Source organism: Mesorhizobium sp. 131-2-1 (genome assembly GCF_016756535.1).
GTDB lineage: Bacteria > Pseudomonadota > Alphaproteobacteria > Rhizobiales > Rhizobiaceae > Mesorhizobium.
Genome location: NZ_AP023247.1, coordinates 3,296,730 through 3,311,808 on the forward strand (window position 1 = coordinate 3,296,730; position 15,079 = coordinate 3,311,808).

At 64.6% G+C, this 15,079-nt stretch carries 12 protein-coding genes; 5 read left to right on the forward strand and 7 right to left on the reverse strand.

Annotated elements, in window-relative coordinates; translation table 11 throughout:
* The 5 genes from JG743_RS15790 to JG743_RS15810 all read right to left on the reverse strand — a co-directional run bounded on the left by JG743_RS15790 (position 1) and on the right by JG743_RS15810 (position 3,967).
* Positions 1 to 879 carry a cytochrome b/b6 domain-containing protein gene (locus JG743_RS15790; RefSeq protein WP_202302131.1) on the reverse strand — a complete coding sequence of 293 codons (879 nt, stop codon included), beginning with the start codon at positions 877 to 879 and terminating at the stop codon, positions 1 to 3.
* 88 nt (positions 880 to 967) lie between these two features.
* A complete protein-coding gene (locus tag JG743_RS15795) occupies positions 968 to 1,645 on the reverse strand; it encodes a DUF1345 domain-containing protein (RefSeq protein ID WP_202302133.1) in 678 nt (225 codons plus the stop codon).
* Positions 1,646 to 1,670: 25 nt separating this feature from the next.
* A complete protein-coding gene (locus tag JG743_RS15800) occupies positions 1,671 to 2,138 on the reverse strand; it encodes a YaiI/YqxD family protein (RefSeq protein WP_202302135.1) in 468 nt (155 codons plus the stop codon).
* Positions 2,139 to 2,206: 68 nt separating this feature from the next.
* Positions 2,207 to 2,776, reverse strand: a complete 570-nt coding sequence (gene gfa / locus JG743_RS15805; protein WP_202302137.1) for an S-(hydroxymethyl)glutathione synthase — start codon at positions 2,774 to 2,776, stop codon at positions 2,207 to 2,209.
* A gap of 63 nt (positions 2,777 to 2,839) precedes the next feature.
* Entirely contained in the window at positions 2,840 to 3,967 is a 1,128-nt protein-coding gene (locus JG743_RS15810) for an S-(hydroxymethyl)glutathione dehydrogenase/class III alcohol dehydrogenase (RefSeq protein WP_202302139.1), read from the reverse strand.
* A gap of 264 nt (positions 3,968 to 4,231) precedes the next feature.
* Here JG743_RS15810 and JG743_RS15815 point away from each other — a divergent pair, with 264 nt between their 5' ends.
* Positions 4,232 to 6,244 carry an acetyl-CoA carboxylase biotin carboxylase subunit gene (locus JG743_RS15815; protein ID WP_202302141.1) on the forward strand — a complete coding sequence of 671 codons (2,013 nt, stop codon included), beginning with the start codon at positions 4,232 to 4,234 and terminating at the stop codon, positions 6,242 to 6,244.
* Between the two features lie 99 nt (positions 6,245 to 6,343).
* On the forward strand, positions 6,344 to 9,871 hold the full coding sequence (gene dnaE, locus JG743_RS15820; protein WP_202302143.1) for a DNA polymerase III subunit alpha: 3,528 nt from the start codon (positions 6,344 to 6,346) through the stop codon (positions 9,869 to 9,871).
* Positions 9,872 to 9,877: 6 nt separating this feature from the next.
* Here dnaE and JG743_RS15825 read toward each other — a convergent pair whose 3' ends face one another.
* A complete protein-coding gene (locus JG743_RS15825; protein ID WP_202302145.1) occupies positions 9,878 to 10,759 on the reverse strand; it encodes a DMT family transporter in 882 nt (293 codons plus the stop codon).
* A 181-nt stretch (positions 10,760 to 10,940) separates the two neighbouring features.
* Between JG743_RS15825 and JG743_RS15830 the strand changes: the two genes are divergently transcribed.
* The gene (locus JG743_RS15830; RefSeq protein ID WP_202302147.1) at positions 10,941 to 11,444 is read left to right on the forward strand and encodes a hypothetical protein; all 504 of its coding nucleotides are present in this window, start codon (positions 10,941 to 10,943) and stop codon (positions 11,442 to 11,444) included.
* Positions 11,445 to 11,464: 20 nt separating this feature from the next.
* Here JG743_RS15830 and JG743_RS15835 read toward each other — a convergent pair whose 3' ends face one another.
* Positions 11,465 to 12,793 (reverse strand): DNA polymerase IV, encoded by a 1,329-nt coding sequence (locus JG743_RS15835; protein WP_202302149.1) that lies wholly within the window; start codon positions 12,791 to 12,793, stop codon positions 11,465 to 11,467.
* 65 nt (positions 12,794 to 12,858) lie between these two features.
* On the opposite strand from JG743_RS15835, the gene JG743_RS15840 reads away from it, so the two are divergent.
* Positions 12,859 to 13,434: a GNAT family N-acetyltransferase gene (locus JG743_RS15840; protein WP_202302151.1), complete on the forward strand. Its 576-nt coding sequence runs from the start codon at positions 12,859 to 12,861 to the stop codon at positions 13,432 to 13,434.
* Positions 13,435 to 13,528: 94 nt separating this feature from the next.
* Positions 13,529 to 15,070, forward strand: a complete 1,542-nt coding sequence (locus JG743_RS15845; protein WP_202302153.1) for a hypothetical protein — start codon at positions 13,529 to 13,531, stop codon at positions 15,068 to 15,070.
* Positions 15,071 to 15,079: the final 9 nt, after the last annotated feature.

A 15,079-nucleotide genomic window follows, 5' to 3' on the forward strand; every position in this document is an offset into this window, starting at 1 on the left:
TCAGGCGCTCCTCTCGCGCGAGCTGTCATCATGCGCCGGCGGGTCGGTGCGGTACCAGCCGGTGATGATCGAGCGCAATTCGTTGATCGGGCCGGCGGCAAGGATCATCACCATGTGGATGATGAAGAAGCCGACGAGCAGCACCATTGCGGTGAAATGGATCGTGCGCGCCGTCTGCCTTCCACCGAGCAGGTCGTTGAGGAACGGCAACACCGAGTTCATGCTGGGCGACATGGCAAGGCCGGTGATGATCATCAGCGGCAGGAGCACGAACAGCACGCCGCCATAGGCCATCTTCTGCAGCGTATTGTATTCGCGCGTGTGATGGAACTTCAGCTTCGCATGGTCGACGATATCCCGCGGCAGGCGCCGTATATCGTCGAGGCGCGGGGCGAGGTCGCGGCGAACATGGCCATTGATCAGGCCGGCGATCAGCCAGACGAGCAAGGTGGCGGAGAGCACCCAGGCGAAAAAGAAATGCACGACGCGGGCGGTGCCGAGGTCGTAGTAGGACGGGATCGTCGCCCATGACGGGAAGCCGCGCGGCGTCTCCTGTCCAGGCGGTCCCGACCAGCCGAGCACGCCCGTCGTGTCGAACCGATGCCCGAAGATCTCGGTGTAGCCGCGCGGACCCTGATCGGTGTTCTCGGCGCCGATGGCGAAGACGGTGTTGTTGTAGCCGAAGCCGGATTCCTTGCCGATATAGAGCTGGGGGCGGGCGTTGAAGATCTGCAGGCCGGAAAGCAACATGAAGAACAGCGCGATGGCCCAGAGCCAGTGGGTCAGGCGCGTCCAGCGGGACTGGCGGTAAATCAGCGTGGCGTCCTTCGATGCGGCTTGCGCATCGGCGGCGGGCTCGCTCCTGGCAACGGTTTCCATCGGTTTTCGTTCTCCCGGCCGTTCAGATATTCGTTCTCCTCCCAATACGTCGCCGGCCCAAGTGATGTTTCATGCGATCACGGATTTATTACGGGCTGCCGAGGCTGACCGCCAGGTTGACCGCGGTGGCGACGATCACCGTGTTGAAGAAGAACGCCAGGATCGAATGGATGAGGACGACCTGGCGCATGTGCGAGGTCGTGATGGCGGTGTCGGCGGTCTGGGCGGTCATGCCGATCACGGTCGCGAAATAGAGGAAATCCCAGCCCTCGGGCCGCTTGTCACCGGGGAAGTCGAGGCCGCCAACCGGCATCTTTTTCTTGGTGTTGGCATCGACCTCGGCGCCGTCCATCCAGTAGACGTGCGCGTAGTGGAGCGCCGCCATGGCGTGGATAGCGAACCAGCCGAGCGGAATCGAGAGCATGGCGAAGCCGAGCTCGAATGGATGCGCGGCGTCCTTCTGGTTGATCAGCTGGAACAGCGAAACGGTGGCGACAGCGACGATGAAGAGCGTAACGGCAAAGATACCCAGTACGGGGAGGTCGGTAGCGCGCGCGTTCCTGCTGAGATAGTGGCCGGTCAGCCGCGGCATCAGGGCGAGTACGAGGCCGACATAAGCGGCAAAGAAGGCGTTGGCGCCGATCGAATAGGGGAGTGGCACGCGCAAGACCAGCGCCAGCAGCAAAGCGACAATGCCAATGGTCGCCGACAAAGCGAACTGCACGTGCCGATGCATCGGCGTTTTGACGGATGTGTCGTCAACCATGGCCTCGGCCCTGAAGGCGCTCGGATCAGTCCGGTGTGACGGATTTCAACGCCCGCCGCAAGATGCGGTCGAGCTCGCCAAGAAAGCGCGAGCGGTCCTGCGGCGCGAAGGAGGCATTGTAGCCCTTGCTTTCGCCGGTCTCGCGCAGATGCTGCCTCAGGTCGCGCATTGCCACCGCCATGCCGATCGTCTCCGGAGTGAAGGGACGCCCGGTCGGGCCGAGCACATGGGCGCCAAGCGCCACGGTACGCGCGGCAAGCGGGATGTCGGCCGTCACGACGATGTCGTTCGACTTGGCGTTCTCGACGATCCAGTCGTCCGCCGCGTCGGCGCCCTTGGACACCACGACGTTGCGGATCATCGGATCGCGCGAGGGGCGCAGGCCGCCATTGGAAACATAGGTGACGACTATGCCGTGGCGTTCCGCGACCTTCTCGACCTCGGCCTTGACCGGGCAGGCGTCGGCGTCGACATAGATTTCAGGTGCGGGCATCGTTCAGTCCAATGAATATGGGGCCGGATCACGTCGTTCCGGCCCCATTGATGTGATCTGGTCGGTCGTCAGGCCGGCAATGCGCCGGACTTCTTCGCGGTCCAGGTGGCGATATAGTCCATCAGGCCGGGATTGAGGCAGTCATAGGGTTCGAGACCAATCGACTTCAACTGTTTCCGGATGCCGTCCATACGGCTCGGATCGACACCGGATTCGATGATCGAGGACACGAAGGCGGTGAAGCCCGGCGGCGACCAGCCGTCCTCCTCGAAACGCTCGGGATGGATGAAGCTCAGGCCCTTGAACGGATGGTCGCGTTCGACCGGGCCATGCATGTGGACGCCGCAGCCGGTGCAGGCATGGCGCTGGATCAGAGCGCTCGGATCGACCACTTTGAGCTTGTCGCCGTTCTCCACGACGGTGACGTCGCCGGTGCCTGCCACGGCCACGACGGAGAATAGCGCGCCCTCAGGCTTCCAGCATTTGGTGCAGCCGCAGGCATGGTTGTGGGCGATCTGGCCCTTGACCTTCACCTTCACCGGCTTGCTGGTGCAGGCGCAGACCAGTGTGCCGCCGGAAAAGCTGGCGCTTTCCTTCGGCAGGCCGTTGTCGATCTTTGGATGCAGTTTTTCCGCCATTCCATTCCTCCCATGTTTCACCACAGAGGTCGCTGGCCGGCTGGCCGGCGGCGTGCGGTTTCCTCAGTAAACCACGACACTCCGGATCGACTTGCCCTCATGCATGAGGTCAAAACCCTTGTTGATGTCCTCCAGCTTCAGCGTATGGGTGATCATCGGGTCGATCTGGATCTTGCCCTCCATGTACCAGTCGACGATCCGCGGCACGTCGGTGCGGCCGCGCGCGCCGCCGAAGGCGGTCCCCATCCAGGTGCGCCCGGTGACCAGCTGGAACGGCCTGGTCGAAATCTCCTGGCCGGCGCCGGCGACGCCGATGATGACCGACTTGCCCCAGCCGCGGTGGGAGGCTTCGAGCGCCTGGCGCATGACCTTGGTGTTGCCGGTGCAGTCGAAGGTATAGTCGGCGCCGCCGATCTGGTCGGCGCCGCGCTTTGTCATGTTGACGAGATGCGGGACGACGTCGCCGTCGATCTCCTTCGGATTGACGAAATGCGTCATGCCGAACTTCTCGCCCCAGGGCTTCTTGTCGTTGTTCAGGTCGACGCCGATGATCATGTCGGCGCCGGCGAGCTTCAGGCCCTGGATGACGTTGAGGCCGATTCCGCCGAGGCCGAAGACCACGGCGGTGGCGCCTTGCTCGACCTTGGCCGTGTTGATCACGGCGCCGATGCCGGTGGTGACGCCGCAGCCGATGTAGCAAATCTTGTCGAAGGGGGCGTCGGGATTGACCTTGGCGACCGCGATCTCCGGCAGCACGGTGAAGTTGGAGAAGGTCGAGCAGCCCATGTAGTGGAACAGCTTGTCCTTGCCGATCGAGAAGCGCGACGAGCCGTCCGGCATCAGGCCCTGGCCTTGCGTGGCGCGGATGGCGGTGCACAGGTTGGTCTTGCGCGACAGGCAGGACGGGCACTGCCGGCATTCGGGCGTATAGAGCGGGATGACGTGGTCGCCCTTCTTGACCGAGGTGACGCCCTTGCCGACATCGACGACGACGCCTGCGCCCTCGTGGCCGAGGATGGCCGGGAACAGGCCTTCGGGATCGGCGCCCGACAGGGTGAATTCGTCGGTGTGGCAGATGCCGGTGGCCTTGATCTCGACCAGCACCTCGCCGTCACGCGGGCCGTCGAGGTCGACCTCCATGATCTCCAGCGGCTTTCCGGCGGCGACAGCGACAGCGGCGCGCGTTTTCATGAGGCAGTTCCTCCCAAGGCAATCGACAGACTTTTGATGAGGCCGGCTTGTTGAGCCTGCCCGGCGAGGCGCAATGCCCGCCAGCCCTCCGCAGTGAGCCCATAGAGCACTCTACAGAGTTCGGCGACTGCGGCCAACTTCCCTTGCGACGTTTTTCGGCGCGGCATTCGCAATCTGGGCAGGGCGGATGCGTGCCGCCCGGCCACTTGAGCCGTGGTGGGATTGTCCATAGAACTGGTTCCTCGCCGGAGGAACGACGTCCGAATGTTCAAGAAGATCCTGATCGCCAATCGCGGCGAGATCGCCTGCCGTGCCATCAAGACGGCGCGCAAGATGGGGATTGCCACCGTCGCGGTCTATTCGGATGCCGATCGCGATGCCGTGCATGTCGATATGGCCGACGAGGCCGTGCATATCGGGGCTTCGCCGGCGGCGCAGAGCTACCTGGTGGCCGAAAAGATCATCGCTGCCTGCAAGGAGACCGGCGCCGAAGCCGTACATCCCGGCTACGGCTTCCTGTCGGAGCGCGCCTCGTTCTGCGAGGCGCTGGAGAGGGAAGGCATCGTCTTCATCGGCCCGAAGCCGAAGGCCATCAAGGCGATGGGCGACAAGATCGAATCGAAGAAGTTCGCCAATGAGGCCAAGGTGTCGACCGTGCCCGGCTGGCTGGGCGTCATCGAGAATGGCGACCATGCCGAAAAAATCGCCGGCGAGATCGGCTATCCGGTGATGATCAAGGCCTCGGCCGGCGGCGGCGGCAAGGGCATGCGCATCGCCTGGAGCAAGGCCGAGGTGCGCGACGGCTTCGAGCGGGCGCGCTCGGAAGCGAAAAGCTCGTTTGGCGACGACCGCGTCTTCATCGAGAAGTTCGTCGTCGATCCGCGCCATATCGAGATCCAGGTGCTGGCCGACGCGCATGGCAACGCGCTCCATCTCGGCGAGCGCGAATGCTCGATCCAACGCCGCAACCAGAAGGTGGTCGAGGAGGCGCCGTCGCCGTTCCTCGACGCCAGGACGCGCAAGGCCATGGGCGAGCAGGCGGTGGCGCTGGCCAAGGCCGTCGACTACCAGAGCGCCGGCACGGTCGAATTCATCGTCGACAGCGAGAAAAACTTCTATTTCCTTGAAATGAATACGCGTTTGCAGGTCGAGCATCCGGTAACCGAGCTCGTCACCGGCATCGATCTGGTCGAGCAGATGATCCGCGTTGCCGCCGGCGAGAAGCTTGGCATCAAGCAAAGCGACGTGAAGCTCGACGGCTGGGCCGTGGAAAGCCGCCTCTACGCCGAGGACCCGTACCGCAATTTCCTGCCCTCAATCGGCCGGCTGACCAAGTACCGGCCGCCGGAGGAGGGGACGTTCGGCGAGATCGTCATCCGCAACGATACCGGGGTCACCGAGGGCTCCGAGATATCGATGTTCTACGATCCGATGGTGGCGAAGCTCTGCACCTGGGCGCCGACCAGGCTGGCGGCGATCGACGCCATGTCGGAGGCGCTCGACAGTTTCGTCGTCGACGGCATCGAGCACAATATTCCGTTCCTGGCGGCGCTGATGCAGCATCCGCGCTGGCGTGAAGGGCGGCTGTCGACCGGCTTCATCGCCGAGGAATATCCGCACGGCTTCGCGCCCATTGCGCCCAACGGCGAGGAGAAGGCGGTGCTGGCGGCGATCGCCACGGCGGTCGAGTTGCTGCGCCGCGACCGGCTCGACCGGCTGGGCGGCCGGCTGGCGCCACATTCGGGCATCCTCAAGCGCGACTGGGTGGTGAAGATCGGCGCCGACTACCTCTCGGTCGCCATCCTGGAAGGCATGATCTCCATTCCGATCGAGGTCGACCTGTCGATCGACGGCGGCAGGCCGCTGACGGTGGCGTCCGACTGGCGGCCGGGCGACCTGATCTGGCGCGGCACTGTCGGCGGTAACACGGTCGCGGCGCAGGTCCGGCCGGCGCTGAACGGCCTGCGCATCGCTTGGAAAGGCATGTCGGTGACGGCCCGGGCCATGCTGCCGCGTATCGCCGAGCTCGAAAGGCTGATGCCGGAAAAACTGCCGCCGGACACGTCGAAAATGCTGCTTTGCCCGATGCCGGGCCTCGTCGTGTCGATCGCCGTCGCCGAGGGGCAGGAGGTCAAGGCCGGCGAGACGCTGGCCGTGGTCGAGGCGATGAAGATGGAGAACGTGCTGCGGGCCGAGCGCGACCTCACGGTGTCCAAGCTCAACGCCAAGCCGGGCGACAGCCTTGCCGTCGATGCGGTGATCATGGAATTCGCCTGACAGACTTGCTGTGCACAGGAGATCGCTGGACTCGCATCCCGCGCTCCCGGACAATACATCTGCACCCAATGTTGAGTCCTTTCGAGCGACGCGAACCCCATGGCGGATGAACGACTTCCACGCGACCCGTTGCTGCGCGAAGCGGCGGTAAAGGAGGCGCGTCCGGAAGCGCCGGCGCGGCCGTTCATCCATCTGCGCGTGCATTCTGCCTATTCGCTGCTCGAAGGCGCCCTGCAGCTCGGCGCCATCGTCGGCCATGCGGTCAAGGACGAGTGCCCGGCGATCGCCGTCACCGACACCAACAATCTGTTCGGGGCGCTGGAATTCGCGCAGAAGGCGGTGAAGGACGGCATCCAGCCAATCATCGGCTGCCAGGTCGATCTCGCCTTCTCCGGTGAAACAGGTGACTCCCAGCGCGACCGCCGCCGCCACGGCCCGGAGATGCACCCGATTGTGCTGATCGCTGCCACCGAGGCCGGCTATGCCAATCTGGTCAGGCTGATCAGTTGGGTCTACCTGGAAACGCCGCCCGGCGAGCCGGTGCACCTGACGAGCACCAAGCTCGAGGGGCAGTCCGACGGCCTGATCTGCCTGACCGGCGGGCCGCGCGGCCCGATCGGCAGCGCGTTGAAGGAGGACCGCCGCGACCTCGCCGAGCAACGGCTGCTGGTGCTGAAAGCGATGTTCGGCGACCGGCTCTATATCGAGCTGGAGCGGGTCCAGGGTTATGACCGCATGATCGAGAAGTCGACGGTCGACCTGGCCTACAGCCACGAATTGCCGCTTGTCGCCACCAACGAGGCGTTCTTCTCCAAACGCGACGACTATGAGGCGCACGACGCGCTGGTCGCCATCGCCGAGGGTTCGGTGGTCGCCGCCGACAATCGCCGGCGACTGTCGCCGGACAATTTCCTGCGCGGCCAGGCGGAGATGGCGAAGCTGTTCTCCGACCTCCCGGAAGCGATCGACAACACGGTCGAGATCGCGCTGCGCTGCTCCTACTATCCGAAGAACCGCAGCCCGATCCTGCCGCGCTTCACCGGCGGCGATGCCTCCGACAAGGACGCGGCGGAGAAGGCGGAGGCCGAGGAGTTGGCCCGTCAGGCGCGCGAGGGGCTGGCGGCGCGGCTTGCCGCGCATGGGCCGACACCGGGCTACACGATCGATCAATACCGCGAGCGGCTGGAGTTCGAGCTCGGCATCATCGAGAAGATGAAGTTCCCCGGCTACTTCCTGATCGTCGCCGACTTCATCAAATGGGCCAAGGCGCAAGGCATTCCGGTCGGGCCGGGCCGCGGTTCGGGCGCCGGCTCGCTGGTTGCCTATTCGACGACCATCACCGACATCGACCCGCTGCGCTTCTCGCTGCTGTTCGAGCGCTTCCTCAATCCGGACCGCGTGTCGATGCCCGACTTCGACATCGACTTCTGCCAGGACCGGCGCGAGGAGGTGATCCGCTACGTCCAGCAGAAATACGGCCGCGACCAGGTCGGCCAGATCATCACCTTTGGTACGCTACAGGCGCGCGCCGTGCTGCGCGACGTCGGCCGCGTGCTGCAGATGCCCTACGGCCAGGTCGACAAGCTCTCCAAGATGGTGCCGCAGAACCCGGCCAATCCGGTCAAGCTGGCGGACGCCATTGCCAACGAGCCGCGCTTCGCCGAGGAGGCGGAAAAGGAGCCGATCGTCCAGACGCTGCTCGACACGGCGCAGAAGCTCGAAGGCCTCTATCGCCACGCCTCCACGCATGCCGCCGGCATCGTCATCGGCGATAGACCTTTGTCGGAACTGGTGCCGATGTACCGTGATCCGCGCTCCGACATGCCGGTCACCCAGTTCAACATGAAATATGTCGAGCAGGCGGGGCTGGTGAAGTTCGACTTCCTCGGCCTGAAGACGCTGACCGTGCTGGAGACGGCGGTCAAGCTGATCCGACGGCGCGGGGTCGACATTGATCTCGCGACGATCCCGCTCGACGACAAGGACACCTACGCCATGCTGTCGCGCGGCGAGGTGGTCGGCGTGTTCCAGGTTGAAAGTGCCGGCATGCGCAAGGCGCTGATCGGCATGCGGCCGGACTGCATCGAGGACATCATCGCGCTGGTGGCGCTCTACCGCCCCGGGCCGATGGAGAACATCCCGACCTACAACGCCCGCAAGCATGGCGAGGAGGAGATGGCCTCGATCCATCCCAAGATCGACCATCTGGTGAAGGAGACGCAAGGCGTCATCGTCTACCAGGAACAGGTGATGCAGATCGCGCAGGAGCTTTCCGGCTATTCGCTCGGCGAAGCCGACCTTCTGCGCCGCGCCATGGGCAAGAAGATCCGCGCCGAGATGGACAAGCAGCGCGAGCGCTTCGTCACGGGCGCCGTCGAGCGCGGTGTCGGCAAGCCGCAGGCCGACTTCATCTTCGACCTGCTGGCGAAGTTCGCCGACTACGGCTTCAACAAATCGCACGCCGCGGCTTACGCGGTGGTCTCCTACCAGACCGCCTATCTGAAGGCACACTACCCAGTCGAATTCCTGGCGGCGTCGATGACGCTCGACATGGGCAACACCGACAAGCTTGCCGATTTCCGCCAGGATGCGCTGCGCCTCGGCATCGAGGTGGTGGCGCCGTCGGTGATGACCAGCTTCCGCCCCTTCGAGGTCGGCGAGAACAAGATCTTCTATTCGCTGGCGGCGCTGAAGGGCGTCGGCGACGCGGCGGTCGAGCATATTGTCGCCATGCGCGGCGAGAAGCCGTTCAAGAGCCTCGCCGATTTCTGCGAAAGGGTCGATCCGAAGATCGTCGGCAAGCGCGTCTTTGAAAGCCTGATCATGGCCGGCGCGCTGGACTGCTTCGGCCACGACCGCGCCGCGATGATGGCCGGCGTCGAGCGGATGATGGGGCTGGCCGCCCTGGCGCAGCAGAACGCCGTCTCCGGCCAGGCGGATATTTTCGGCGCCTCGCTCGGCGCGCAGTCGCAGGCGCTCAACCTGCCGGCGACCGAGCCATGGCTGGCCGCCGACCGGCTGCACCGCGAATTCCAGGTGGTCGGCTTCTACCTCTCGGCGCATCCGCTCGACGAGTACAAGGCGGCGCTGCAGAAGATGCGGGTGCAGAACTGGGGCGAGTTTTCCGCCGCTGTCAAACGCGGTGCCGCCGCCGGACGGCTTGCCGGCACCGTCACCACCAAGCAGGAGCGCAAGACCCGCACCGGCAACAAGATGGGCGTAGTGCAGTTTTCCGACACGACAGGACAGTACGAGGCGGTGCTGTTCTCCGAAGGCCTGGCGCAATTTCGCGACATGCTGGAGCCCGGCCGCTCGGTGGTGATCACCGTTTCGGCCGAGGACAGGCCGGAAGGCATCAACCTGCGCATCCAGACGGTGCAGTCGCTGGAAGACGAGGCTAGCCGCATCCAGAAGGCACTGCGCATCTTTGTCAGGGATGAAGGGCCGGCCTCGATCATTCAATCGCAGCTCAAACAGCGCGGCGACAGCCAAGTCAGCATCATCGTCCTCAAGGGAGAAGCGCAGGGCGAGGTGGAGATCGCGCTGCAAGGTGGATATCGCATCTCGCCACAAATCGCATCCGCCATGCGCGCGGTGCAGGGCGTGGTGGAAGTGGAGCTTGTTTAGTCGACGCTACGATGCCGCCACTTCGGCCGGTTGCGGCGCCTTGCGCTGCAGATTGAGCAGATTGCCCAGCAGGATCAGGAGCGCGCCGCCGGCGGTGAAGGCATCGATCTGCTCGTGGTAGAGCAGCCAGCCGATCAACGCCGACAACGGCACGCGCAAAAAATCCATCGGTGAGATGACAGTGGCGTCGGCGTAGGCAAGCGCGCGGGCCATGCAGAAATGCGACGACATGCCGGTGAATGCGATCAGCACGATCCATGGCCAGAGCTCGAGCGACGGGTTGCGCCATACGTAGAGCGCCGGGGCGAGGCCGAGCACGGACTGGATGACCAGCATCCAGAAGATGATGCGCACGACGCTGTCGGTGCGCGTCAGCGACTTGACCATGACCACGGAGATGCCGAAGCAGACGGCGGCGCCCAGCACGACGAGATGCCCGGGATCGACGGAGCCGATGCCGGGGCGCACTATGATCACGACGCCGACCAACCCCAGAACGACCGCCGCCAGCCTTGGCCGCGAGAGCCTCTCGCCGAGGAAGCCGACCGCCAGCAGGGCCGTCCAGATCGGCGTCGTGAACTCGATCGAGATCAGCACGGCAAGCGGTATCAGCGTCAGCGCATAAAGCCACGCCGCCTGACCCGTATAGTGGATGACGTTGCGGGCGATATGGGCAACGGGACGCTCGGTGCGCATCGCGGCAAAGCCACCGCTCATCATCACCAGCGGCAGCAGGATGAAGAAGCCGATCACCGAGCGCAGTTCCAGCACCTGGAAGACGTTGAGCTCGGCCGTCGTGGCGCGGCCGGCCACCGACATCGCCAGGAACGAGGCGATCGACAGCGCCATCCAGAACGCGGCCTTGGGGATTGAGGGAGCGGGTGCCATGCGCGCTATGTCGCAAGCCGGACCTTCGAGGGCAACCGCTAGGTCGGCGCATTCGACTGGGCCAGCCGATGCGGCGTTAAGAAACAGTCACGTTGAAGGCGGAACCTGCGGTCGCTGCAGGCGTTCGAGTCCTTGTATCCGCAGCCTAGGGCATTTCCGATTCTACCGGGGGAGACCTTCGATGAAATCAATGATGTTGCTCCTGCTCGCCGGCTGCCTGACGACCGTGGCAGATGCCCGTGCCGACGATGCTGATTTCCTGCGCTCTTTCCAGGGCAGTTTCGCCGGCAGCGGCACCGTCAAGGTGACGACCAATGCGCCGACGGTGAACGTCTCCTGCACCTTCAATTCCGGCGCGACTTCGACTTCGCTGTCGCTCGATGGCAATTGCCGAGGTCTCGTCCTGGTGACGCGGGCGATCAGCGCGGATTTGAAATCCAACGGCAAGGGCTATACCGGCGTCTATGTCGGCTCTCGCACCGGGCCGGCGCAGTTGAACGGCAAGCGGTCGGGCAATGCGCTCAGCCTCGCAATCCGATGGGCTAAAGAGGTGAATGGCGACCGGACGGCGCGGCTAACCGTCGAGAAGACCAGCGGGAACGGCATGCGGCTCACCGTGACCGACGCCGATCCGAAAACCGGCAAGACGGTGGTGACAAGCCGGATCGATCTCAAACGCACGTGAGAGGCGGAAGCCGGATTCGATCATTCCTCGATCGGCTCCGGCGGATGGGCGCCGCGGCCCTTGCCGAAGGTGTAGCCCGTTTCGACGGCCTTCTTGCCGAACTTGTCGCGTAGCGTGTCGATGGCGCCTTCGGCCAGCGCGCGCTTGCGCGACTGCACATCGACCAGATCGGGCGGATCGGCTTTTTCGTCATCGGACAGATCGCTGACGCCGATGCCGAGCAGCCGGAATTTCGTTCCGTCGGCCTCCCGGCGCAGCAGGTCGAGGCCGGTCTGGAAAATCCGGTCGGCCAGCCGGGTGGGGTCACCAAGCTGGCGGTTGCGTGTGCGGAGCTTGAAATCCTGCGTCTTCAGCTTCAGCACCACGGTGCGCCCGGCGATGCCTGATTTCTTCAGCCTCGCCGAGACCTTTTCCGACAGCGCCCGCAGCACCGGGACCAGCTCGGCTATGGCGCCGATGTCGGCGTCGAAGGTCGTCTCGGCCGACACGCTCTTGGCGTCGCCGCCGGGATCGACGCGGCGGTCGTCCTCGCCGCGCGAGAGCCGGTAGAGCCGGTCGCCCATGACACCGTAGCGGCGCATCAGCTCGGCGCGCTCCATGCGCTGCAGCTGGCCGACCGTGCGGATGCCGTCGCGCTCCAGGCTTGCCGCGAACGCCTTGCCAACGCCCCAGATCAGCGTCACCGGCTGCTCGGCCAGGAAGCCGATCGCCTCGGCCTCGCCGATCACCGAAAAGCCACGTGGCTTGCGGAAGTCGGATGCCACCTTGGCGAGGAACTTGCAGTAGGAGAGGCCGGCCGAGACGGTGATGCCGAGCTCCTTTTCCACCGTGAGCGAGAAGCGTGCCAGCACCAGCGCGGGGGGCATGCCGTGCAGGCGCTCGGTGCCGGCGAGGTCGAGAAAGGCCTCGTCGATGGAGAGCGGCTCGACCAGCGGTGTCAGCGCCTGCATCAATGCGCGGACTTCTCGCCCCACCCGGACGTATTTTTCCATGTCGGGCGGGACGACCACGGCTTCCGGACAGGCTTCCAGCGCCTTGAACATCGGCATGGCCGAACGCACGCCGTGGATGCGGGCGATGTAACAGGCGGTGGAGACGACGCCGCGCCTGCCGCCGCCGACGATCACCGGCCGGTCCTTCAGCGCCGGGTTATCGCGCTTCTCGATCGCCGCGTAGAAGGCGTCGCAGTCGATATGGGCAAGCTGCAGCCGGTAGAGCTCGGGATGGCGCACGAGCCTGGGGCTGCCGCAGCGCTCGCAGCGGCGCCCGTCGCCGCGCTGGAGGGCCAGGCAGTCACGGCAAAAACCGTGTTCGGGATTGTTGACAGGAGCCGCCATCGCTGCGAACATAAAGAGAACAAATGCAATGGTACGACAGCGCAGGGCCTGCAACAAGGCTGGCCTGGGGAGAACTCATGAGCACGACCATAGCGCCGCTGGCGCCTGAGCTCTGGGCGGATTTCGAGGATCTTTTCGGCAAGCAGGGCGCCTGTTACGGCTGCTGGTGCACGCATTTCCGGCTGGCGCCCGCGGTGCGCCGGGCGAACGACAAGCAGCGCAACAAGGATCATATCCGGGCGCGCATCGAAGCCGGGCCGCCGCCCGGGCTGCTGGCCTTCGAGGATGGCAAGGCGGTCGGCTGGATGCAGATCGGACCGCGCGCCGACGTACCCGAATGGAATAACCCGGGCAGGGGATCGGCGCCGGTCGACCCGGCCGATGCCACTGATGCCAGTGTCTGGGCGATCTCCTGCTTCTTCATCCGCGTCAAGGCGCGGGGCAGGGGCGTCTCCCATCGCCTCGTCGAGGGCGGCATCGAGTTTGCCCGGCAGAATGGAGCCAGGCTGGTCGAGGCCTGTCCGATCGACCTGTCGCGCGATTCGCGTTCGATCGGGCTGTTCGTCGGCTCATCGCGGGTCTTCGAGAGGGCCGGGTTCGAGAGGCTTGTCGAGCGCAAGCCCGGCCGGCCGCTGATGCGGCTGGTGCTTTAGGAAGGCGACTAGCCTTTGTCTTGCGGCTGTGATGGTATTTGCCTACCAGAAGCGCGAAGCGATTTTGTCTTCCGAGGTCAAACGGAGAATCGACGTGAAGCGTGTCCTGCCCCTAGTTTTCGTTCTCGCGCTCAGCGCGCCGACCTTCGCCCAGACCGTCGACGATCAGGGCGCAAAGCAGCTTTCCCAAAACCTGTCCCGCTATGTCGGCAAGAAGGCGCTGAACACTGGCGTGCTCAAGGTTTCCGTCGAAGGCGACGCCTACCGGATCGCGATTGATTTCAAGGCGCTGGTCGAAGCCCTGCCGGACCAGAAGCTGCTGAAGTTCGATGTCGCCCCCTACGCCCTGAAGGTGAAGCCGCGCAGCGACGGATCCTGGGACGTCTCGATGGATTTCTCGCAGAGCGCATCCTTCGAGTTCAACGGGCCGGAGGGTCTGCAAAGCAGCCAGTTCACGATCAAGGATGGCAAGGGCAGCGGCGTCTACGATCCGGCTCTGGCGAGCTTCACCAGCGCCGTCAGCACGATGGCCGGCATGACGATGACGTCCAAGGACGCCAAGCAGCATGTGGAGGCCACCATCGGCGCCAGCACGGCGAACCTTGCCGCGACCAAGGCCGCGAATGGCGGCGTCGACGTGACGATGTCGCAGAAGATGTCGAGCTTCGCCGAGGCGGTCAATTTCGACGATCCCGAGAGCGGGATGAAATTTCCGGTCACGATAAAGTCGCCGGAGCTGTCGGTCGATGCGAATGGCAAGGGCGTGCGGACCAAGCCGCTGCTCGACCTGCTTGCCTTTGCCGTGGCCAATGAGGACGAGGCGACGCTGAAGGCGAACCAGGCGCAGTTCAAATCGCTTCTGCTGGCCGCGCTTCCGCTGTGGGAAAGGCTCGACGGAGCTTACGGGTTCAAGGATTTCGCGGTCGAGAGCCCGATCGGCACTTTCGGCGCCACGCAGCTCAGCACGACGTTCGGAATGGACGGCATCTCTCAGAGCGGCAAGATCAACTACGCGATCAAGGCCTCGGGCCTGACGATCCCGCAGCAGATCCTGCCGAGCTGGAGCGTGGCGTTGCTGCCCACCGACATCGACTTCAACTTCGGCGGCGCCAACATCGACCTCGACAGCATGGCGAAGAAGGCGATCGAAACCTTTGATCTCAATAAGAATCCGCCGCTGCCGGAAGATTTCGGCGACCAGATCTCCGCCGATTTCCTGGCCAAGACGCCCAAGGCCGTCATCGGCCACAGCACGCTGAAGAACAAGGACATCGAGATCGCGCTGGAAGGCGAGATGACCTTTCCCGGCGAGAAGCCGGATGCGAGCATGACCATCGATATCGCCGGTTACGACAAGATCGTGGAAGCCTTGCAGACCGCGGCCAAGACCGACCCGGAAGCCGCGCAGTATTTCCCGATGGTGCTTGCGGTGAAGGGTTTCGGCAAGACGCTGCCGGACGGCCGGGTCGAATGGGTGATCAATGCCAAGCCCGATGGTTCGGTCGCGGTCAACGGCGCCATGCTGAAGCCGGCGGACCCGGTTCAGGACGACAGCGCCGACCAGGATGACAGCGCCGACCAGGATGTCAGCCCCGGCGAGGGCAACAGCGGTGCAGGGGCGAAGCTGCAGCCCTAAATCCGGAAG